This window comes from Massilia aurea (genome assembly GCF_024753205.1).
In the GTDB taxonomy this organism is placed as follows: Bacteria; Pseudomonadota; Gammaproteobacteria; order Burkholderiales; family Burkholderiaceae_D; genus Telluria; species Telluria aurea.
Window position 1 is genome coordinate 1,296,299 of the sequence record NZ_JANUGZ010000001.1, and the last position, 19,671, is coordinate 1,315,969.

At 62.2% G+C, this 19,671-nt stretch carries 19 protein-coding genes; 8 read left to right on the forward strand and 11 right to left on the reverse strand.

The genetic code is table 11. The annotated features are described in order from the left end of the window. The first annotated feature begins 105 nt into the window (after positions 1-105). From NX775_RS24040 to NX775_RS05580, 3 genes are all read left to right on the forward strand, one after another. Entirely contained in the window at positions 106-498 is a 393-nt protein-coding gene (locus NX775_RS24040; RefSeq protein ID WP_307732077.1) for a hypothetical protein, read from the forward strand. A gap of 343 nt (positions 499-841) precedes the next feature. After that, positions 842-2,332, forward strand: a complete 1,491-nt coding sequence (locus NX775_RS05575; RefSeq protein ID WP_258835068.1) for a SulP family inorganic anion transporter — start codon at positions 842-844, stop codon at positions 2,330-2,332. 80 nt (positions 2,333-2,412) lie between these two features. Next, positions 2,413-2,877: a DUF421 domain-containing protein gene (locus NX775_RS05580; protein ID WP_183555464.1), complete on the forward strand. Its 465-nt coding sequence runs from the start codon at positions 2,413-2,415 to the stop codon at positions 2,875-2,877. A gap of 1 nt (position 2,878) precedes the next feature. Here the strand turns inward: NX775_RS05580 and gluQRS are convergent, their stop codons facing one another. From gluQRS to NX775_RS05630, 10 genes are all read right to left on the reverse strand, one after another. Continuing rightward, the gene (gene gluQRS, locus NX775_RS05585) at positions 2,879-3,781 is read right to left on the reverse strand and encodes a tRNA glutamyl-Q(34) synthetase GluQRS (protein WP_258835069.1); all 903 of its coding nucleotides are present in this window, start codon (positions 3,779-3,781) and stop codon (positions 2,879-2,881) included. A 10-nt stretch (positions 3,782-3,791) separates the two neighbouring features. After that, on the reverse strand, positions 3,792-4,295 hold the full coding sequence (locus NX775_RS05590) for a nuclear transport factor 2 family protein (protein WP_258835070.1): 504 nt from the start codon (positions 4,293-4,295) through the stop codon (positions 3,792-3,794). Positions 4,296-4,359: 64 nt separating this feature from the next. Further along, complete coding sequence (gene rnk, locus NX775_RS05595; RefSeq protein WP_258835071.1) at positions 4,360-4,755, reverse strand: nucleoside diphosphate kinase regulator; 396 nt, start codon at positions 4,753-4,755, stop codon at positions 4,360-4,362. Positions 4,756-5,074: 319 nt separating this feature from the next. Next, positions 5,075-6,376 carry a citrate synthase gene (gltA, locus tag NX775_RS05600; protein ID WP_258835072.1) on the reverse strand — a complete coding sequence of 434 codons (1,302 nt, stop codon included), beginning with the start codon at positions 6,374-6,376 and terminating at the stop codon, positions 5,075-5,077. Positions 6,377-6,472: 96 nt separating this feature from the next. Continuing rightward, positions 6,473-6,739, reverse strand: coding sequence for an FAD assembly factor SdhE (locus tag NX775_RS05605; RefSeq protein WP_183555469.1), 267 nt, complete (start codon positions 6,737-6,739; stop codon positions 6,473-6,475). Positions 6,740-6,901: 162 nt separating this feature from the next. Next, positions 6,902-7,612 carry a succinate dehydrogenase iron-sulfur subunit gene (locus tag NX775_RS05610; RefSeq protein ID WP_183555470.1) on the reverse strand — a complete coding sequence of 237 codons (711 nt, stop codon included), beginning with the start codon at positions 7,610-7,612 and terminating at the stop codon, positions 6,902-6,904. 58 nt (positions 7,613-7,670) lie between these two features. Further along, the gene (gene sdhA, locus NX775_RS05615; protein WP_183555471.1) at positions 7,671-9,449 is read right to left on the reverse strand and encodes a succinate dehydrogenase flavoprotein subunit; all 1,779 of its coding nucleotides are present in this window, start codon (positions 9,447-9,449) and stop codon (positions 7,671-7,673) included. Positions 9,450-9,451: 2 nt separating this feature from the next. Continuing rightward, positions 9,452-9,820: a succinate dehydrogenase, hydrophobic membrane anchor protein gene (gene sdhD / locus NX775_RS05620; protein WP_258835073.1), complete on the reverse strand. Its 369-nt coding sequence runs from the start codon at positions 9,818-9,820 to the stop codon at positions 9,452-9,454. 3 nt (positions 9,821-9,823) lie between these two features. Beyond that, complete coding sequence (sdhC, locus tag NX775_RS05625; RefSeq protein ID WP_258835074.1) at positions 9,824-10,249, reverse strand: succinate dehydrogenase, cytochrome b556 subunit; 426 nt, start codon at positions 10,247-10,249, stop codon at positions 9,824-9,826. Positions 10,250-10,477: 228 nt separating this feature from the next. Beyond that, complete coding sequence (locus NX775_RS05630) at positions 10,478-11,242, reverse strand: GntR family transcriptional regulator (protein WP_183555474.1); 765 nt, start codon at positions 11,240-11,242, stop codon at positions 10,478-10,480. Positions 11,243-11,556: 314 nt separating this feature from the next. Between NX775_RS05630 and NX775_RS05635 the strand changes: the two genes are divergently transcribed. The 4 genes from NX775_RS05635 (at position 11,557) to acnA (ending at position 17,020) form a co-directional block, all read left to right on the forward strand. Next, entirely contained in the window at positions 11,557-12,546 is a 990-nt protein-coding gene (locus NX775_RS05635; protein ID WP_258835075.1) for a malate dehydrogenase, read from the forward strand. 93 nt (positions 12,547-12,639) lie between these two features. Continuing rightward, the gene (locus NX775_RS05640) at positions 12,640-13,629 is read left to right on the forward strand and encodes an HpcH/HpaI aldolase/citrate lyase family protein (protein ID WP_258835076.1); all 990 of its coding nucleotides are present in this window, start codon (positions 12,640-12,642) and stop codon (positions 13,627-13,629) included. An 8-nt stretch (positions 13,630-13,637) separates the two neighbouring features. Continuing rightward, positions 13,638-14,207 carry a hypothetical protein gene (locus NX775_RS05645; protein WP_258835077.1) on the forward strand — a complete coding sequence of 190 codons (570 nt, stop codon included), beginning with the start codon at positions 13,638-13,640 and terminating at the stop codon, positions 14,205-14,207. Between the two features lie 107 nt (positions 14,208-14,314). Then, the gene (gene acnA / locus NX775_RS05650) at positions 14,315-17,020 is read left to right on the forward strand and encodes an aconitate hydratase AcnA (RefSeq protein WP_258835078.1); all 2,706 of its coding nucleotides are present in this window, start codon (positions 14,315-14,317) and stop codon (positions 17,018-17,020) included. Between the two features lie 106 nt (positions 17,021-17,126). Here acnA and NX775_RS05655 read toward each other — a convergent pair whose 3' ends face one another. Next, positions 17,127-17,810: a Fe2+-dependent dioxygenase gene (locus NX775_RS05655; protein ID WP_258835079.1), complete on the reverse strand. Its 684-nt coding sequence runs from the start codon at positions 17,808-17,810 to the stop codon at positions 17,127-17,129. A gap of 377 nt (positions 17,811-18,187) precedes the next feature. On the opposite strand from NX775_RS05655, the gene NX775_RS05660 reads away from it, so the two are divergent. Then, complete coding sequence (locus tag NX775_RS05660) at positions 18,188-19,441, forward strand: DUF2863 family protein (protein WP_258835080.1); 1,254 nt, start codon at positions 18,188-18,190, stop codon at positions 19,439-19,441. Positions 19,442-19,671 lie beyond the last annotated feature (230 nt).

The following is a 19,671-nucleotide window of genomic DNA, read 5'->3' on the forward strand; positions in this document are numbered from 1 at the left end:
TTGCTTCCAGGAATTTTTCATGGCGTGCACACGCCCTCGGGCATCTCCATGATTTCTCCACATTGTGGGCGCAGGATGTGTTTCATGCCCACCAAGGAGAACACCATGAACCGCATCATCCGATCCAGCCTGGCCCTCGGCCTTGCCATCACCCTGCCGCTGTCGGCCAGCCTGGCGCACGCCGCCGAACAACCCGACTGCCGTGGCGCCAGCAGCAAATGCGCGCCGCCACCACCGCCGCCGCCTGCGCCACCGGCACCGCCAGTGGGTGCAATGGCACCAGTGGCGCCGCCGGCACCGCCGCTTGGCGCGCCGCCGCCGCCACCACCACCAGCACGGGGTGCTCGCGCCCTGAAGGACATGCCGGTACCACCAGCGCCACCGGCGCATGCCAAACGGATCGCACCGCCGCCGCCACCACCGCCAGTCGCCGGGATGCCCGACGCTCCGGCGCCCACACCGGCTGATGGACCTGCCGTCAAACCGGTAGCAAGGTAACCGGACGCACCGCAGCATGCGACTTGACCGATGTTATGTTGCGGTGCAAAATAGCTGGCTATGACCGTATTGTCCCTCCCCGCCACCCAGCTCCGCCGCGCCCAACGTGCTCACAGCACGCGTCGCGTTATGCGGCTGGCCGCGGCATCCTTCCCGGGATGCGGACTGCCACGTGGTTATTTCTGCTCAGTAACACCCCCGTAATACCCCTTCCCCCATTGCACGACCATGCACCGCCGTCATCACGACGCCGGTGCGTTGTCGTTCGTCTTGCTGCGCCCTGCTTCGTGCATGGCGCTCCCATTTCTTGCACTCGGCTGTTACAGCCCGGGAAGGTATCCTCATGGTATTTCAACACATCCGCCACGACTGGTTCTCCAACGTCCGTGGCGACCTGCTTGCAGGTATCGTCGTCGCTCTCGCCCTCATCCCCGAGGCCATCGCGTTTTCCATCATTGCCGGCGTCGACCCGAAGGTCGGCCTGTATGCGTCGTTCTCGATCGCGACACTGATCGCCTTTTTCGGCGGGCGGCCGGGCATGATTTCCGCTGCCACCGGCGCCATGGCGCTGATCATGGTCTCGCTCGTCAAGGAGCACGGCCTCGATTACCTGCTGGCCGCCACCATCCTGACCGGCGTGCTGCAGATCATCGCCGGCTGGATCAAGCTCGGCCGGCTGATGCGCTTCGTCTCGCGCTCGGTGATCACGGGCTTCGTCAACGCCCTGGCGATCCTGATTTTCCTCGCGCAGTTACCTGAACTGACGAACGTCACGTGGCACGTGTACGCTGTCACCGCGGCCGCGCTGGCCATCATCTACGGCTTGCCGTACCTGACGCGCGCCGTGCCGTCGCCGCTGGTCGCGATTGTCGTGATGACCGGCGCGTCCATCGCGCTGGGCCTGGACATCCGCACCGTCGGCGACATGGGCGAGCTGCCGGACAGCCTGCCGTCGTTCCTGATCCCGAACGTGCCGTTCAATCTCGAGACCCTGCAGATCATCTTGCCGTACTCGGCCACGCTGATGCTCGTGGGCCTGCTCGAATCGCTGATGACCGCCACGATCGTCGACGACCTGACCGATACCCGCAGCGACAAGAACCGTGAATGTGTCGGCCAGGGCATCGCCAACATTGCCACCGGCTTCATCGGCGGCATGGCCGGCTGCGCGATGATTGGCCAATCGGTGATCAACATCAAGTCTGGCGGACGCACCCGCCTGTCGACACTGATGGCGGGCGTCGTGCTGCTGCTCATGGTCGTGTTCCTGGGCGACTGGGTGCGCCAGATCCCGATGGCGGCGCTGGTCGCCGTGATGATCATGGTGGCCATTGGCACGTTCAGCTGGAGTTCGATCAGCAACCTGCGCGCGCATCCGACCAGCTCCAGCATCGTCATGCTCGCCACCGTCGTCGTCACCGTGGCCACGCACGACCTGGCCAAGGGCGTGCTGGCCGGCGTGCTGCTGTCGGGCGTGTTCTTTGCGCAGAAGGTCAGCCGGATGCTCGGCGTCACCTCGCGCGTCGAGGCTGACAAGGACGGCGGCGAAGTCCGCCACTACCTGGTCAGTGGCCATGTGTTCTTCGTGTCGTCCGACCAGCTCGTCCATGCGTTCGACTACAGCCCGACGCGCGCGACCGTGCACATCGACCTGAGCGATGCGCATTTCTGGGACATCACCGCCATCGGCGCGCTCGACAAGGTCGTGCTGAAACTGCGCCGGGCCGGTGCGCAGGTGATCGTGCATGGCTTGAACGAGGCCAGCGCCACCTTGATGACCCGGTTTGCCATCCACGACAAGGACGGCGCTGAAGACATGCTGGCCGGGCACTAATCGGCGTGTGGCGCAGACGGGCGTCATGATGTTGGCAGATTGATTACAATCAGCGCCTATTTCATGCCTCTGGAGGCGCCATGTTCGACTTCGATCTACCCTGGTGGGAGCTGATCGCGCGCGGCGCGATCGTCTACTGCGCCCTGCTCGCCATGATGCGCATTGCAGGCCGCCGTACGGTCGGGCAATTCACGCCGTTCGACCTGCTGGTGGTAATGCTGCTGTCCGAATCCGTGTCCAATTCGATGACCGGTGGCGACGAATCACTGCTCGGCGGGCTGGTCATCGCTGCGACGCTCGTGGCGCTGACCGTGCTGATTGCTTTCCTGACATCGCGCAGCCGCAAGTTCGAGGCGTTCGTCGAGGGCAGTCCCGTATTGATTGGCCGCGATGGCGTGTTCTTCAAGGATGTGATGAAAAGTTGCCGTTTGTCGCAGGACGATGTCGAAGAAGCGCTGCGCGGCGCCGACTGCCCGCGTCCGAAGATGAAGTGCGCGTTCCTCGAGGTAAACGGCTCCATCAGTATCATGCAGAATCCGCAGTAGATCAGCTTTCTGCGGCGCGCTCCGCCAGCAGCTGCCCCCAGGCGGGAATCGCGGCGCGCCAGAATGCCTCGATCGAATCTGGCGCTGGCCCGTCGAGCACAAGCCCCAGAAACGCCGCAGTCTCCATCAGCACGCTGATTGCGGCAGGCGCATCGCCTGCCGTGACGGCAAGTGCGCCCGTCTGCTTCGACAATTTTTCCCCATTACTGTTGCGAACCACCGGCACGTGCAGGTAGCGCGGCGTCGGTGCACCGAGCAGCCGCTGCAGATGGATCTGGCGTGGCGTCGAGTCGAGCAGATCTGCGCCGCGCACGATGTCGGTCACGCCCTGCTCGATATCATCCACCACGACGGCCAGTTGATAGGCCCAGAAACCGTCCGCGCGTTTCAGCACGAAGTCGCCGGCATCACGGGCCAGATGCTGCGTGACGGAGCCGGCAAAACGGTCAACAAAGGTGATGGTATCCTCGCCCGCCACCGGCACGCGTACGCGCAGGCTGCGCATCGTGCGGCCCGGGCCGAGGCCATGGCGGCAGGTGCCGGGATAGATGGCGCTGCCGTCAGGCGCCACGCCGATGCGTGAATCGGCGATTTCGCGCCGGTTGCAGCCGCACGGATACGTATCGTGCCCGATGCGCGCGGCAGCGGCTTCATACAAATGTTTGCGCCGGCTTTGCCAGACGATCTCGCCATCGTGCGCCATCCCCAGCGCGGCCAGCAATTGCAGGATGCCTTCGGCCGCGCCAGGCACGCTGCGGCCTTCGTCGATGTCTTCGATGCGGATCAGCCAGGTGCCCCTGTGCCATCGCGCATCGAGGTAGCTGGCCATGGCCGCGACCAGCGAACCGGCATGCAGCGGCCCGGAAGGCGACGGCGCAAAGCGGCCGATGTAAGGATTGCTCACTGCCGGCTGCTTATTTCTTCGGTTGCTTTTCGTGTCCAGCGATAATGCCGGCGACCTGGCCGTTGACGGCATTGGGCACTGCCATCGAGAGCTGGTAGTGGACAATCTCGAAGCCCGACTTGGTCTTGCGCAGCACGCCACTGGCCATCGCCGGCCCCATGTTCTTCGTATCGAGCAGCTCGTCGAACCAGATCAGCGATTTGTCAGCCGACGCATAGACATTGCGGCGCGTGGCCTTGAAGGTCCAGGCCGACTTGGCATCAAAATATTTCTTCGCCCACGCCTTGAAGGCGTCGCGCGTCCACAGCTCGGTGCGGTCGGTGCCGATATACACGCCATCCCTGGCGATCTTGTCGAAGTACGCCGTGCGTGCGTTGGCGGCATCATCGTGCCAGCCGTCGACGAAGGCGTTGACTTCGCGCGTGAGGGTGGGATCGGTGGCGGCGTGCGCGGCGCCGCCCAGGCCCAGCGACAAGGAAAGGCACAGGAAGCAGGCGGCGAAAAAGCGTTGCATGGTGGTTCCCTCGATGACGATCATGAGGAAAACATTCTACACATGCACGCGACAGGCCGTGGCACTACCGCTTCGCCGGTTCGGGTTGATGCTCGATGCCGAGCACCGTGGCCTCATGCGGGCCGTCCGGCTGCTGCCACGACATCCGCCCGCCCACGCGAACACCCAGGAGCGCCATGCCGGCCGGCGTGAGCACCGATAAGCGTTCGGCGGTGTCCTGCATATCGTTGGGGTAACTCAGCGTCATCGTTTCTTCTTCGCTGGCGCCGGCCACACGAAAGCGCACGCGCGAATTCATGGTCACGACATCGAGCGGCATCTCCCACGGCTCGACCAGTTGCGCATGTTCGAGTTCACCCAGCAGCGCGTCGCGCGCCCTGGCCTGCGCTGGCGAAAGCCGGTCGAGTACACGCTCGAGGCGCTCGAGGTCCAGCCACGAAACAACCATTGAATCACTCATTTCAGTCTCCAGGATCAGCATTGAAAGAGCCGGCTTGCCGCTACGATGGCGGCGCCTGGCTGCGGCGTTACGAACTGATGCCGCAAGCCGCTCGGCCATGGGCTGCGCGGAGTAATCCCAGCCGCGCCAGCGTGCGTGCACCAAGGGATTCGCCTGATCGGGAAAACGTGTGATGTTTCATAGTGGCAATTTATACTGATGAGCTCAGTATAGACCTCTTCAGCAGCAACGCCAGGGGTCGGCCAACGAATATTTTCGCTGCATGTGCCCATGAAAAAAGCGGGCCGCAGCCCGCTTTTTTAGCAATCGAACGGGCGAATTAACGCTTGTCGATTTCCGGCACGTCACGCGCCGGCGAGCCGACGAACAGCTGACGTGGACGGCCAATCTTCTGCTCTGGATCGGCGATCATTTCGTTCCACTGCGCGATCCAGCCGATGGTACGGGCCATCGCGAAGATGCCGGTGAACATGGTGACCGGGATACCCAGTGCCGATTGCACGATGCCCGAGTAGAAGTCGACGTTCGGATACAGCTTGCGCGACACGAAGTATTCGTCTTCGAGGGCGATGCGCTCCAGTTCCATGGCCAGCTTGAACAGCGGGTCGTCCTGCAGGCCCAGTTCTTCCAGCACTTCGTGGCAGGTTTCGCGCATCAGCTTGGCACGCGGGTCGAAGTTCTTGTACACGCGGTGACCGAAGCCCATCAGCTTGACGCCCGAGTTCTTGTCCTTGACCTTCTCGATGAAGGCCGGGATGTTCTCGACGCTGCCGATTTCCTTCAGCATGTTCAGAGCTGCTTCGTTCGCGCCGCCGTGGGCAGGGCCCCACAGGCAGGCGATACCGGCTGCGATACACGCGAACGGGTTGGCGCCCGACGAACCGGCCAGACGGACGGTCGAGGTCGATGCGTTCTGCTCGTGGTCCGCGTGCAGGATCAGGATGCGGTCCAGGGCGCGTACCAGCACGTCGTTGACCTTGTACTCTTCGCACGGGTTGGCGAACATCATGTACATGAAGTTGGCGCTGTACGACAGGTCGTTGCGTGGGTACACGAACGGCTGGCCGACGTTGTACTTGTAGGCCATTGCGACCAGAGTCGGCAGCTTGGCGATCAGGCGGATTGCCGAGATTTCGCGCTGCTTGGCATCGTTGATGTCCAGCGAGTCGTGGTAGAACGACGCCAGCGCGCCGACCGTACCGACCAGCACCGACATCGGGTGCGCGTCACGGCGGAAGCCACGGAAGAAGAAGTTCATCTGCTCATGGATCATCGTGTGCTTGGTCACGGTGTCGGTGAACACTTCTTTTTGCTCTGCGTTTGGCAGTTCGCCGTTCAGCAGCAGGTAGCAGGTTTCCAGGAAGTCGCAGTTGACGGCCAGTTGCTCGATCGGGTAACCGCGGTACAGCAGCTCGCCCTTGTCACCGTCGATGTAGGTGATGCTCGAGTTACAGGCGGCGGTCGACATGAAGCCAGGATCGTACGTGAACTTGCCGGTCGCGCCGTACAGCTTGCGGATGTCGACGACGTCCGGGCCGATGGTGCCTTTGTAGATCGGCATGTCGATCGACGGGCTGCCGTCCGAGAACGACAGGGTGGCTTTGGTATCAGAGATGTTCATGGCACTTCCTTCTTGTGGGAGTGGGTCTACAAAATAAAACGAAACCGGGGGGCGTCGCGACGTGCCGCGTAGGCGAATCGGGTGCCCATAGTTCGCTTACGCTAGCCGCAGCTTCGCCAGCAAGGCGTGCACGTGCGGCAGGTCGAGCTCGCCGGAGGGCTCATTGCGCCCCAGCAGCAGGTCCAGCAACGGGTTGTCAGCCAGATCAAGCAGGCGCGTCAGCGCATCGACCTCGTCGTCGGTCAGTTCCTGTTCGTGCGCGTCGAGAAAGCGCGTCAGGATCAGATCGTTCTCGAGCAGGCCACGACGTGCACGCCAGCGCAGGCGCGAACGGTTGGCAGGATCGGCTTGATGTGTAATCACATTAAAATCCGTTGTTGGTTCGACATCATACTCCGGCTGCCGTGATTCGGCAGTACGGTACTTTTACGGTAATGCACACATTCGTCGAGCGCAACGCTCGACGCACGTCTGGACACCGGAACGCGTGCGACGCCTTTTGCGGCGCCGCACGCATTGCATCGCTTAAATTGCGCGACGCACCAGCAGTTCCTTGATCTTGCCAATCGCCTTGTTCGGATTGAGGCCCTTCGGGCACACATCCGTACAGTTCATGATCGAGTGGCAGCGGAACAGGCGGTACGGATCTTCCAGGTTGTCCAGGCGATCGTTGGTCGCTTCGTCGCGCGAGTCGGCGATGAAGCGGTACGCTTGCAGCAGGCCGGCAGGACCAACGAACTTGTCCGGGTTCCACCAGAACGATGGGCACGAAGTCGAGCAGCAGGCGCACAGGATGCACTCATACAGACCGTCGAGCTCTTCGCGCTCTTCAGGCGACTGCAAACGCTCTTTCTCAGGCCGGATCGACTCGTTGATCAGGTACGGCTTGACCGAGTGATACTGCTTGAAGAAGTTGGTCATGTCGACGATCAGGTCGCGCACCACCGGCAGACCTGGCAGAGGACGCAGCACGATTGGCTGGGTCAGCTCGTTCAGGTTGGTCGTGCAGGCCAGGCCGTTCTTGCCGTTGATGTTCATTGCGTCCGAACCGCACACGCCTTCACGGCACGAGCGGCGCAGCGCCAGCGAGTCATCGACATCGGCCTTGATGCGCTGCAGGACGTCCAGCAGCATCTTGTCGGTGTCTTGCAGCTCGACCGAAACGTCTTGCATGTAAGGCTTCGAATCCTTGTCCGGATCGTAGCGGTAAATCTTCAGTTGGACAGTGCGTGCCATGTTTTTACCTATCTCATCACGGCCGCCGGGCGACAATCGCCCGGTAGCCACAAAATATTTAGAAAGTGCGTGCTTTCGGCTTGAAGGTCTCGACCGTCAGCGGCTTTTGCACAACGCCCTTGTACTCGAGGCGGTTGCCTTCGGAGAAGAACAGCGTGTGCTTCATCCAGTTCGCGTCGTCACGGGTTTCGTAATCGCTGTGGGCGTGGGCGCCGCGCGATTCCTTGCGCGCCTGGGCCGACACGATGGTCGCTTTCGCGGTCTCGATCAGGTTATCCAGCTCGAGCGCTTCGACGCGGGCCGTGTTGAACACCTTCGACTTGTCCTTGAACGACACGTTCTTGCGACGCTCGTCGAGCACCATGATTTCCTTGACGCCCTGCGTGAGCAGCTGGTCGGTACGGAACACGCCGCAGTACTTCTGCATCGTGGCGCGGATATCGTTGGCGACGTGCTGCACTTTTTCGGTGCCGGTCGACGTTTCGAGGCGGTTCAGACGGTCCAGCGCGAAGTCGGCAGCATCAGCCGGCATCGGCTTGGCGACTTTCTTCTTCAGGTCGGATGCGACGACGTGATTGCCGGCTGCGCGGCCAAACACAATCAGGTCGAGCAGCGAGTTCGTGCCCAGGCGGTTCGCGCCGTGGACCGAGACGCAGGCGCATTCGCCGATCGCGTACAGACCATTGACGATTTTCTGGCCGCCCGTACCATCCGGTGCCACGACCTGACCATGGATATTGGTCGGGATGCCGCCCATCTGATAGTGAATCGTCGGCACGACAGGAATCGGTTCCTTGGTCGCATCGACGTTGGCGAACTTGTGGCCGATTTCGAGGATCGAAGGCAGACGCTTCTTGATGGTGTCGGCGCCGATGTGGCGCAGGTCCAGCAGCACGTGGTCCTTGTTCGGACCGCAGCCGCGGCCTTCTTTGATCTCTTGGTCCATCGAGCGCGACACGAAGTCGCGTGGCGCCAGATCCTTCAGCGTCGGCGCGTAGCGCTCCATGAAGCGTTCGCCGTTGCTGTTGATCAGGATACCGCCCTCGCCGCGCACGCCTTCGGTGATCAGGACGCCAGCGCCCGCCACACCGGTCGGGTGGAACTGCCAGAACTCCATGTCCTGCAGCGGCAGGCCGGCACGCGCCGCCATGCCCATGCCGTCACCGGTGTTGATGAAGGCATTGGTCGATGCAGCGAAGATACGGCCTGCGCCGCCGGTGGCGAAGATGGTGGTCTTCGCTTCCAGGATCATCACGTCGCCGGTTTCCATTTCCAGAGCCATCACGCCGACCACGTCGCCTTCGGCGTCGCGGATCACGTCCAGCGCCATCCATTCGACGAAGAAGTGGGTGCGGGCACGGACGTTACGCTGATACAGCGTGTGCAGTAGCGCGTGACCGGTACGGTCGGCTGCTGCGCAGGCGCGCTGGACCGGCTTTTCGCCGAAGTTGGCGGTGTGGCCGCCGAACGGACGCTGGTAAATGGTGCCATCCGGGTTACGGTCGAACGGCATGCCGAAGTGTTCCAGCTCGTACACGACCTTCGGTGCTTCGCGGCACATGAATTCGATCGCATCCTGGTCGCCCAGGTAGTCGCCACCCTTGACGGTGTCGAACATGTGCCAGTACCAGTCATCCTCGCTCATATTGCCGAGCGAAGCGCCGATGCCGCCCTGCGCTGCCACGGTGTGCGAGCGGGTCGGGAAGACTTTCGACAGAACAGCAACGTTCAGGCCGGCTTCGGCCAGTTGCAGGGACGCGCGCATGCCGGAACCGCCGGCGCCCACGATGACCGCGTCAAAACGACGGGTAGGAATTGCAGTTTTGATAGCTGCCACGATTACACACTCCAGAGAATTTGCACGGTCCAGGCGGCGCAAGCGAGCAGCCAGAAGATCGTTGCCAGCATCAGGAACAGACGCAGGCCTGCCGATTTAACATAGTCCATCCAGATATCGCGGATGCCGACCCAGGCGTGGTAGTACAACGCGAGGAAGGTCACCAGCGAGAACAGCTTGAACCATTGGCGGGAGAACAAGCCTGCCCAGCCTTCGTACGTGAAATTCTGCCCGGTCAGGAAAGCGACCAGCAGGATGACCGTGTAGACCGCCATGACGATGGCGGTGACGCGCTGCGCCAGCCAGTCCTTGACGCCGTAGTGTGCGCCAACGACAAGGCGGCGCGGGCCGATATTATTCTTGGTTGCCATGATTTAGAACACTCCGAACAGTTTCAGGCCGACCAACGCGGTCAGCGCCAGGCTGATGACCAGGACCCAACGGGCGGTCGACTGGGCTGCATCCTTGTCCAGGGCCAGGTGATTGTCCATGAACAGGTGACGGATGCCGGCGGTAAAGTGGTGCAGGTAAGCCCACGACAGGCCCAACAGGATCAGCTTGGCGAGCGGGTGCGAAACGATGCCGGCAAAGTAGCCGAACGACGATTCCGACAGCAGGCTTTGCTGGAACAGGTACAACAGGAACGGCAGTGCCAGGAACATGCCGGCGCCGCTGATGCGATGCAAAATCGACACAATGGCCGATGGCGGCATGCGATATTTGCCGGTGATATCGGTGATGCCGATATTGCGGAACTCCGGCCGCCCCTTCTGCTTTGCTTCTCTCACGGCTTCGGACATGATGGTACACCTCCCTTATGACAACAATTTTTATGTGAACCCTTTGGATTTTCGCTGATTTCCCAGTCCTGGTCCGTTCACGCGACGCCAGGTGGGCGGGACAGCGGGCGTAGGACCGGGTCATGTCCGCCGCACACCCAAAACCAAACTATTTTAGTCGCTCTTGCCGACTTTCGCTGCGGCCGATATTTACCGCCGCAAAGTATTTCTATACTGCTGAGTTAGTTATCAGGACAGCTCGTTCTGATAGTGATGTTGTTCCGTCAAGTACATCCCGCGGCGCAGCTCGACTGCCTTGTCGCCGTAGGTGAACGAGACCCGCTCGCCGCACAGCAGCGGCGTGCCTTCGGGCACCTTCAGATAATCCGCCGTGGCGGCATCGGCCGCGACCGCGCGGATCTTTTCCGTCGCGCGGATCATGCGGGTGCCAAATTCCGTTTCGAACAGGCCGTACATCGGGCCCTTGTATTCCACCAGGCGCTCAGCGCTCAGGCCTTTGAACAACTGGCCCGGCAGCCACAGCTCTTCGAGAATGGTCGGCTTGCCCTCGAACGACTGCACGCGCTTGATGTAGACGACGGCGTCGCCCGCTTTCAGGTCGAGCAGGCGCGCCACCTCGGCCGGGGCCCGGATGCGCTTGACCTCGAGGAAGCGGTTTTCGGGATGGTGCGGCAGGCCTTCGTCGGGCCGCAGGCGCAGGAAGCGAAAATGTGCGCGCTCTTCGGCGTGGCTGGCAACAAACGTGCCCTTGCCTTGGCGGCGCACGACCAGGTTCTCGGCCGCCAGCTCATCAATAGCCTTGCGCACCGTGCCCTGGCTGACCTTGAAACGCCCGGCCAACTCGACTTCGCTTGGCATCATCTCGCCCGGTTTCCACTCGCCGGCCTGCAGGCTTTTGGTGATCAGGGCCTTGATCTGCTGGTACAGCGGCCGGAAGGACGGCGAGCCGCTGGCGGCAGGGTCGGCAGCCGGATTGGACGAGGTGGAATTCATAGACCGGGATTTCACCACAAAAGTGACATACCGTCCAGCTTTTGAGGCATTCAGATATCTGTCTTATATAAGACATAAGATATGAATTGACAGCCCTGATGACGCAGGCATACACTCATGCCCGACCGGGAGTCGGTGGCACTCTTGCCAGAGTACGCGCGCGACACCCGCGATTGACTTTTGAATAGCCCGGCCGACGCTTTTTGTTATCATTGCAGTCTGATTAAAGTCTGATTGCAGCTGAGCCCTACAAGCGTATGCTCGGCGTCGACCTCGGTGCAAACCGTTTTCATTCCCACTTTTGGAGATTCATCATGGCTAAAACCCCAATGCGCGTCGCTGTGACCGGCGCTGCCGGCCAGATCGGCTATTCCCTGCTGTTCCGCATCGCCAACGGCGACATGCTCGGCAAGGACCAGCCGGTCATCCTTCAGCTGCTCGAAATCGACAACGAAAAAGCACAGAAGGCGCTCAAGGGCGTCATGATGGAAATCGACGACTGCGCATTCCCGCTGCTCGAAGGCATGACCGCGCACTCCGATCCAATGACCGCGTTCAAGGATGTCGACGTCGCCCTGCTGGTCGGCGCCCGTCCACGTGGCCCAGGCATGGAGCGCAAGGATCTGCTCGAAGCCAATGCCCAGATCTTCACCGTGCAGGGCAAGGCACTCGACGCCGTCGCCTCGCGCAACGTCAAGGTCCTGGTGGTCGGCAATCCAGCCAACACCAACGCCTACATCGCCATGAAATCGGCGCCGAACCTGCCAGCGAAAAACTTCACCGCGATGCTGCGTCTGGACCACAACCGCGCGCTGTCGCAAGTGGCGGCCAAGACCGGCAAAGCAGTCAAGGACATCGAAAAAATGGTCGTCTGGGGCAACCACTCGCCAACGATGTACGCCGACTACCGCTTCGCCACCGCTGGCAGCGACCAGGTCAAGGACCTGATCAACGACCAGGAATGGAATGCCAACACCTTCCTGCCAACCGTCGGCAAGCGCGGCGCTGCGATCATCGAAGCGCGCGGCCTGTCGTCGGCAGCGTCGGCCGCCAACGCAGCAATCGACCACGTCCGTGACTGGGTCCTGGGCACCAACGGCAAGTGGACCACGATGGGTATCCCTTCGGACGGTTCGTACGGCATCCCTGAAGGCACCATGTTCGGCTTCCCGGTCACGACCGAGAATGGCGAATACACGATCGTGCAAGGTCTGGACATCGATTCGTTCTCGCAAGAGCGCATCAACCTGACCCTGAAAGAGCTGGAAGAAGAAAAAGCCGGCGTCGCACACCTGCTGGGCTGATCAGTACAAGGCGCATGGCGATTGCCATGCGCCAACCACGCCGTGCCGCTCAACCGGCACGGCGGTGTTTTATGCAACCAAGCGTTGAAAGCTATGCATCCTTCCGAGGTTTTATTCCAGGGCAAACGCCAGCCGCTTCTTCTCCCAGCCTGCGATCACTACGCCGGCTCAGAGAAACTGATGCGCAAATCGCTGACCCTGCAACAAGAGCTTGGCCCCTTGTTTGACATCACCTTCGACTGCGAAGACGGCGCCCAGGCCGGCGTCGAGCACGAGCACGCCGTCCTGGTGGCAAGCCTGCTGAACAGCGAAGAAAACCGCTTCAACCGTGTCGGCGCGCGTCTGCACGAGCCGGCCAGCATCCACTTTGCCAACGACGTCGCCCTCATCGTCGGCGGCGCTGCGGCACGCCTGGCGTATGTCGTGCTGCCAAAAGTCGATGGCGTCGACGAAGTGCGCGGCGCCATCGAGCTGATCAATAAGTATGCGCTCGCTGCCGGCCGCGCTGCCCTGCCCGTGCACGTGCTGATCGAAACCCATGGCGCGCTGCGCGACGCCTACGCGATCGCGGCGCTGCCGCAGGTCGAGTGCCTGTCGTTCGGCATCATGGATTTTGTGTCGGCCCATTACGGTGCGATTCCAGCGAGCGCGATGCGCACGCCGGGCCAGTTCACGCATCCGCTGGTGGTGCGCGCGAAGCTCGAGATGGTGGCGGCCTGCCATGCCCATGGCAAGGTGGCGTCGCACAATGTAACGACCGACATCAAGGACAGCGCGACGGTGGCGAACGACGCCCAGCGCGCTGGCGCCGAGTTCGGCTTTACCCGCATGTGGAGCATCCACCCGGACCAGATCAAGCCGATCCTGAAGGCGTTCACGCCGCGTTTGTCCGAAGTCAATGAAGCAACGAATATCCTGACCGAAGCCATGGCCGCAGGCTGGGGACCGATTGCGCAACACGGCCGCTTGCATGACCGTGCGAGCTACCGATACTATTGGTCGGTGTTGCAGCGGGCCAAGCTGGCCGGCCTCGCACTGCCCGAGGCAGCTGCAGCCATCGTCAACCTCTCCGACTCCCGATAATCCCGACCATGGCCACCCTCCTCTCTCCAATCGTTGCTGCCTGCGCACTTGCCCTTGCCACCGCCGTCGCCTGTGCGCCGGCCAACGCCGCCACACCGGTAGCGCATCCGAAAGCCTCCGCCGTGCTCGCTGCCGAAGCGGCGAAAAAGCCGGCAAAGGCCGCATCCAAAAAATCGAGCAAGAAAGCGAAAGCCGCTGCTGCTGGCACGGCCGCTGCCGTCACGGCCGCCGCGGTGGCCGCTGACCCGCTCGAGGTCGACGAGCCGGACATCACCGACACCAAGACCACCGAGTACGATTGCGAACTGGGCAACAAGATCACGATCTACACGAACGACAACGATGCGGCCCACATCGCGCTGCGCTGGAAGACCCGGCTGCACCGCCTGGCCCGCATCGGTACCACCACCGGCGCCTTGCGCTTCGAAAATCCGCACTATGGCCTGATCTGGATCGGGATTCCGTCCAAGGGCATCCTGCTCGACTCGAAGCTCAACCGCCAGCTGGCCAATGAATGCAAGAACGCCACCCAGTCCGCGATCGTGGCGACCGCGGCACCGGAGGCGAGCAAGACTTGAGCCGTGGTTTGGGTTTCCCGGATCCAGACCGTCCTGTCGCCTGATGTTATTTAATGCCGTTGAAATAACACCGTTGTTGATAACAATATTCCACTGAAGGAGAGATTATGTCTCGCAACACCCTGAATACACTGAAGGAATTCCCGATCGGCGCAGGCCAGAGCGGCCAGTTTCACTCGCTGCCAGCGCTGGCGGAATCCCTTGGTGTGAACCTGTCGCGCCTGCCGGTGTCGATTCGTATCGTCCTGGAATCCGTGCTGCGTAACTGCGACGGCAAGAAGGTCACCGAAGAGCACGTCAAGCAGGTCGCTGGCTGGAAAGCGACCGCCGAGCGCACCGACGAGATCCCGTTCGTCGTGGCCCGCGTCGTGCTGCAAGACTTCACCGGTGTGCCGCTGCTGGCCGACCTGGCCGCGATGCGCAACGTCGCTGCCAAGATGGGCGCCGATCCGAAGAAGATCGAGCCACTGGTGCCGGTCGACCTGGTCGTCGACCACTCGGTCACGATCGACCATTTCCGCGAGCCAAACGCACTCGACCTGAACATGAAGCTGGAATTCTCGCGCAACAACGAGCGCTACCAGTTCATGAAATGGGGCATGCAAGCCTTCGACACCTTCGGCGTCGTGCCACCGGGCTTCGGCATCGTCCACCAGGTCAACCTGGAATACCTGGCGCGCGGCGTCATGAAGCAAGGCGACGTGTACTACCCTGACACGCTGGTCGGCACCGACTCGCACACCACCATGATCAACGGCGTTGGCGTCGTCGGCTGGGGCGTGGGCGGCATCGAAGCCGAAGCGGGCATGCTGGGCCAGCCAGTGTATTTCCTGACCCCGGACGTCATCGGTGTCAACCTGAAAGGCAAGCTGCGCGAAGGCTGCACCGCGACCGACCTGGTGCTGACCGTCACCGAACTGCTGCGCAAAGAAAAAGTCGTCGGCAAGTTCGTCGAATTCTTCGGCGCCGGCACCCGCTCGCTGTCGACCACCGACCGCGCAACCATCGGCAACATGGCGCCTGAATACGGCGCGACGATGGGCTTCTTCCCTGTCGACGAAGCCACCGTGGACTACTTCCGCGGCACTGGCCGTACCGAAGAAGAACTGGCTGCGTTCGAAGGCTACTACCGCGCCCAGGGCATGTTCGGCATCCCGCAAGAAGGCGAGATCGACTTCACGCGCGTCGTCGAGCTGGATCTGTCGACTGTCACGCCATCGCTGGCAGGCCCGAAGCGTCCGCAAGACCGTATCGAACTGGGCAACGTGAAGAACAACTTCACCGAACTGTTCAGCAAGCCAACGACGCAGAACGGCTTCAACAAGAACCCGGACGACCTGAACAAGCAATACACCACGACCAACGGCGTGAACGTGAAGAACGGCGGCATCCTGATCGCCGCCATCACGTCGTGCACCAACACGTCGAACCCGAGCGTGCTGCTGGCCGCGGGCCTCCTGGCCAAGAAAGCCGTCGAGCGCGGCCTGACCGTGGCGCCGCACATCAAGTCGTCGCTGGCCCCTGGCTCGCGCGTGGTCACCAATTACCTGACCGCTGCCGGCCTGCTGCCGTACCTGGAAAAGCTGGGCTTCGGCGTGACCGCCTACGGCTGCACGACCTGCATCGGCAATGCGGGTGACCTGACACCGGAACTGAACGCCGCGATCACCCAGAACGACATCGTCGCCTCGGCCATCCTGTCGGGCAACCGTAACTTCGAAGCACGGATCCACCCGAACATCCGTTCGAACTTCCTGGCTTCGCCACCGCTGGTCGTCGCCTACGCGATCGCCGGCAACATGACGCGCGACCTGATGACCGAGCCAGTTGGCCAGGACAGCAATGGCGTGGACGTGTACCTGGGCGACATCTGGCCGACCTCGCAAGAGATCGGCGAGCTGATGCGCTTTGCGATGAACTCGGAAGTATTCAAGTCGAACTACGCCGACGTCAAGGGCAACCCGGGCGAGCTGTGGGAACGCGTCACGACGACCGAAGGTCAGGTCTACAACTGGCCTGAGTCGACCTACATCGCCGAACCACCGTTCTTCGCCGACTTCGAGATGACCCCGAAAGCGGTCGCTACCGGCATCACCGGTGCACGCGCACTGGGCGTGTTCGGCGACTCGATCACCACCGACCACATCTCCCCGGCCGGCTCGATCAAGGAAGACGGCCCAGCGGGCAAGTGGCTCAAGGAACACAATGTCCTGAAAGCCGACTTCAACTCGTACGGCTCGCGTCGCGGTAACCACGAAATCATGATGCGCGGCACGTTCGCGAACGTGCGGATCAAGAACCGCATGATCCCGGTCGGTCCGGACGGCTCGGCAATCGAAGGCGGCATCACCCAGTTCCAGCCAACCGGCGAACAGATGTCGATCTATGACGCCGCCATGAAGTACGTGGCCGACGGCACCCCGACCATGATCTTCGGCGGCGAAGAATACGGCACCGGCTCGTCGCGTGACTGGGCCGCCAAGGGCACCCAGCTGCTGGGCGTGAAGGCCGTGATCGTGCGCTCGTTCGAACGTATCCACCGCTCGAACCTGGTCGGCATGGGCGTGCTGCCGCTGCAATTCATCGGCAACGACAGCGTCGACAGCCTGGGCATCACCGGCAAAGAAACGTACGACCTGAAGGGCCTGGAAGGCGAGATCAAGCCACAACAGCTGGCCACGCTCGTGATCCACCGTGAAAACGGCGAGTCGCAGGAAGTGCGCGTTCTGCTGCGTATCGATACGCCGATCGAAGTCGACTACTACAAGCATGGCGGTATTCTGCCGTTCGTGCTGCGTCAGCTGCTGGCGTAAGCGGTTTGGCCAGCCCGCGCAAGCGGGCTGCGTCCAACGACAAAGGGCTGGAATCCTCGCGGGTTCCAGCCCTTTTTGTTGTTCTTCGCGGTTTTCTGCGGCGCGATTACACCTCCGCCCACATCCTCAGCAGATTGTGATAATGCGCCGTCAGCCCGACCGTCGTGCTCGAATCCCCATGTTCACCCCGCAGCGCCTGGATATGCGTGTCGAGGTCGAACAGCATCGCCCGCTTGCCGTCATCCCTGACCATGCTCTGCGTCCACAGAAACGATGCCACCCGCTCCCCACGCGTCACGGGCCGCACCTGATGCACACTGCCCGACGGATACACGATCGCGTCCCCGGCCGCCAGCTTGACCTCGTGCGTGCCATACAGGTCCACCACTTCCAGCTCGCCGCCATCGTATTCGTCCGGCTCGCTCAGGAACACGGTCGTCGACACATCGGCCCGCACCGCCGGCAAGCCGCCGCGCTGGGCCCGGATCGCGCCGTCCACGTGCAGCCCGTAATGCTCGCCACCTGCGTACGCATTGAAGTACGGCGCCAGCACCCGCAGTGGCAACACGGCCGCGAAGAACAGCGGGTTGGCCATCAGCGCGCCGCTGACCATCTGCCCCAGCTCGAGCGCAAGCGGCGTGCCCTCACCCAGCTGGCGGTTGCGTTTGACCTGGGCGCCCTGCGTGCCAACGCTCTCGCGCCCGTCGATCCACTCCGGCGCCTGGTCGAGCCGGGCGCGGATTGCCGAGACCTGTTCTGGCGTCAGCACGCCGGGGATATGCAGCATCATGATGAGATCGTGGTTGGTGCAACGAACAAAAAAATCCCCCCTGGCAGAGCCAGGAGGGGCGAATCCGGTCTCCCGGCGGGGGTGGTACTCCGTGAAGAGCATCTGCCGGCGCTTTCCCGGTCGCCGGCAGGGTCCAACATTCCTTCCGTCTTCTCATTGATGTTTGAATGAGAATTGTTCTCATTATGGTCGGTGTGGGCGGACTTGGCAAGCGTCTTGGTGCAATCGGTGCATACCGGGCGCGCCAGGCCCCCATTGTTCATGGCATATGGCCGAATCAACTACAATACCGGGGATAAGGGATTATCATCATTATCCGGCTCCGGCCCGCTCCACTGACATTCGATTCACTAACTGACAAGAGACTCACTCGCCCCATGCGTCGTCCTTCCAAAGATTCAACACCCAAACTTTCCGCAGAAAGCCAGCGCCTCGTCAGCCTCTCGCAAGCCCTCATGCAAGCTGCCAGCCGTGCCGAAGAACGGGCGTGGGAACGCCAGCTCGACACGCAACTGCAAAAACTGCTCAAGACCAATCACCAGGACAGCATCGACAGCGCCCTGAACGCCCTGTTCAGGGACGATCTGGCCTCGTATGACGTGCTGATGGACACCGTCGAAGCGGTCAGCGAATCGGCCATGATGGTCGAGCAGAAAGACGGCGTCGACGTCACCTGGCAGGCGCTCCTGATCGCTGCGCCGATCCTCGCCTGGACCCGGTTCTCGATCGCCACCGGCGCGATCCCGGCCGATCTGCTGGCCACGCTCGGCGCGCACTTCTCGGCCCACCTGCTCGCAGGCGGCACGAAGATGGCCATCGCCCCGACCCTGTACTCGATCGACCAGCTGCCGCGCACCCACGCCGAAACCTACGCGCTGACGCACAAGCTGGCCGCCGCCGCGCACAAGGGCGGCACGATCAAGCCGGCGCCACAGTTAGAGGAAACCGCACCGTTCCTGGCCGACACGCGCTACATGCTGATCGCGATCGTCGCGCCGGCAGGCGACCCGCTGTTCCGCTGGCAAGAGCCGCAGCACCAGCTGCACGTCGTGCAAGAGCGCGAACGCAGCCTGGAGCAGTGGCGCACGCAAGCCACCGCCAACGTCGCGCGCCTGATGCCTGGCTGCGGCATTGAGCTGCTGCTGCCGGAAGCGTATTACGTGGCCTGCCGCGAAGCCGATAAGCTGATCCGCCCAATCTCGATCCGCGCCGCCGTGCATTACCTGACGAACACGCTGGGCGTGGAACCGTCCGACTTGCGCGCCGTCGTCGCCGGCTTTGGCGAAGAAGCACCGGACATCCAGATCGACGAATACCGCGTGGCCTTCACGATGCGCCAGAGCGCCGATGTCGTGTATGGCATCGTCTGGCCGCTGTACGGGCAGGAAGACGAGTCCGGCACGCCGGTGGAAGGCCCGCTGGCCATCACGCACGATGCGCTCAGCCCGCTGAACGAAATCGTCGCGCATCTGAACGAAGCCGGTATCGCCCACATCAAGCGCATCAACGAACGCTATGCCGCCGAGTACTGCGACGATTGCGGCTCCCCGCTGTTCGCCGACCCAACCGGCGAACTGGTGCATGCCGAGATGCCGGACGACACGCCGACAGGCAGCGAGCACTTCCACTGAACTTCCACAGCCGGGGTCAGGTCTGACATTTGGACACGACCTCAGCCTTAGCCGCTTCCACAGCCGGGGTCAGGTCTGACATTTGGACACGACCTCAGCCCTAGCCACTCCCAACGGCATCGTGCTCAGAAACAGGATCACCCGGTGCCAGCAAATCGCGATTATCCGACTGTCGAGATCGTGTCCGAATGTCAGACCTGACCCTCGCTTTTCGGTTGAGATCGTGTCCG

Coding starts and splice junctions, on each gene's coding strand:
- NX775_RS24040 (WP_307732077.1), top strand. CDS start 106: ATGAACCGCATCATCCGATCCAGCCTGGCCCTCGGCCTTGCCATCACC.
- NX775_RS05575 (WP_258835068.1), top strand. CDS start 842: ATGGTATTTCAACACATCCGCCACGACTGGTTCTCCAACGTCCGTGGC.
- NX775_RS05580 (WP_183555464.1), top strand. CDS start 2,413: ATGTTCGACTTCGATCTACCCTGGTGGGAGCTGATCGCGCGCGGCGCG.
- NX775_RS05590 (WP_258835070.1), bottom strand. CDS start 4,295: ATGCAACGCTTTTTCGCCGCCTGCTTCCTGTGCCTTTCCTTGTCGCTG.
- rnk (WP_258835071.1), bottom strand. CDS start 4,755: ATGAGTGATTCAATGGTTGTTTCGTGGCTGGACCTCGAGCGCCTCGAG.
- gltA (WP_258835072.1), bottom strand. CDS start 6,376: ATGAACATCTCTGATACCAAAGCCACCCTGTCGTTCTCGGACGGCAGC.
- NX775_RS05610 (WP_183555470.1), bottom strand. CDS start 7,612: ATGGCACGCACTGTCCAACTGAAGATTTACCGCTACGATCCGGACAAG.
- sdhD (WP_258835073.1), bottom strand. CDS start 9,820: ATGGCAACCAAGAATAATATCGGCCCGCGCCGCCTTGTCGTTGGCGCA.
- sdhC (WP_258835074.1), bottom strand. CDS start 10,249: ATGTCCGAAGCCGTGAGAGAAGCAAAGCAGAAGGGGCGGCCGGAGTTC.
- NX775_RS05630 (WP_183555474.1), bottom strand. CDS start 11,242: ATGAATTCCACCTCGTCCAATCCGGCTGCCGACCCTGCCGCCAGCGGC.
- NX775_RS05635 (WP_258835075.1), top strand. CDS start 11,557: ATGGCTAAAACCCCAATGCGCGTCGCTGTGACCGGCGCTGCCGGCCAG.
- NX775_RS05640 (WP_258835076.1), top strand. CDS start 12,640: ATGCATCCTTCCGAGGTTTTATTCCAGGGCAAACGCCAGCCGCTTCTT.
- NX775_RS05645 (WP_258835077.1), top strand. CDS start 13,638: ATGGCCACCCTCCTCTCTCCAATCGTTGCTGCCTGCGCACTTGCCCTT.
- acnA (WP_258835078.1), top strand. CDS start 14,315: ATGTCTCGCAACACCCTGAATACACTGAAGGAATTCCCGATCGGCGCA.
- NX775_RS05655 (WP_258835079.1), bottom strand. CDS start 17,810: ATGATGCTGCATATCCCCGGCGTGCTGACGCCAGAACAGGTCTCGGCA.
- NX775_RS05660 (WP_258835080.1), top strand. CDS start 18,188: ATGCGTCGTCCTTCCAAAGATTCAACACCCAAACTTTCCGCAGAAAGC.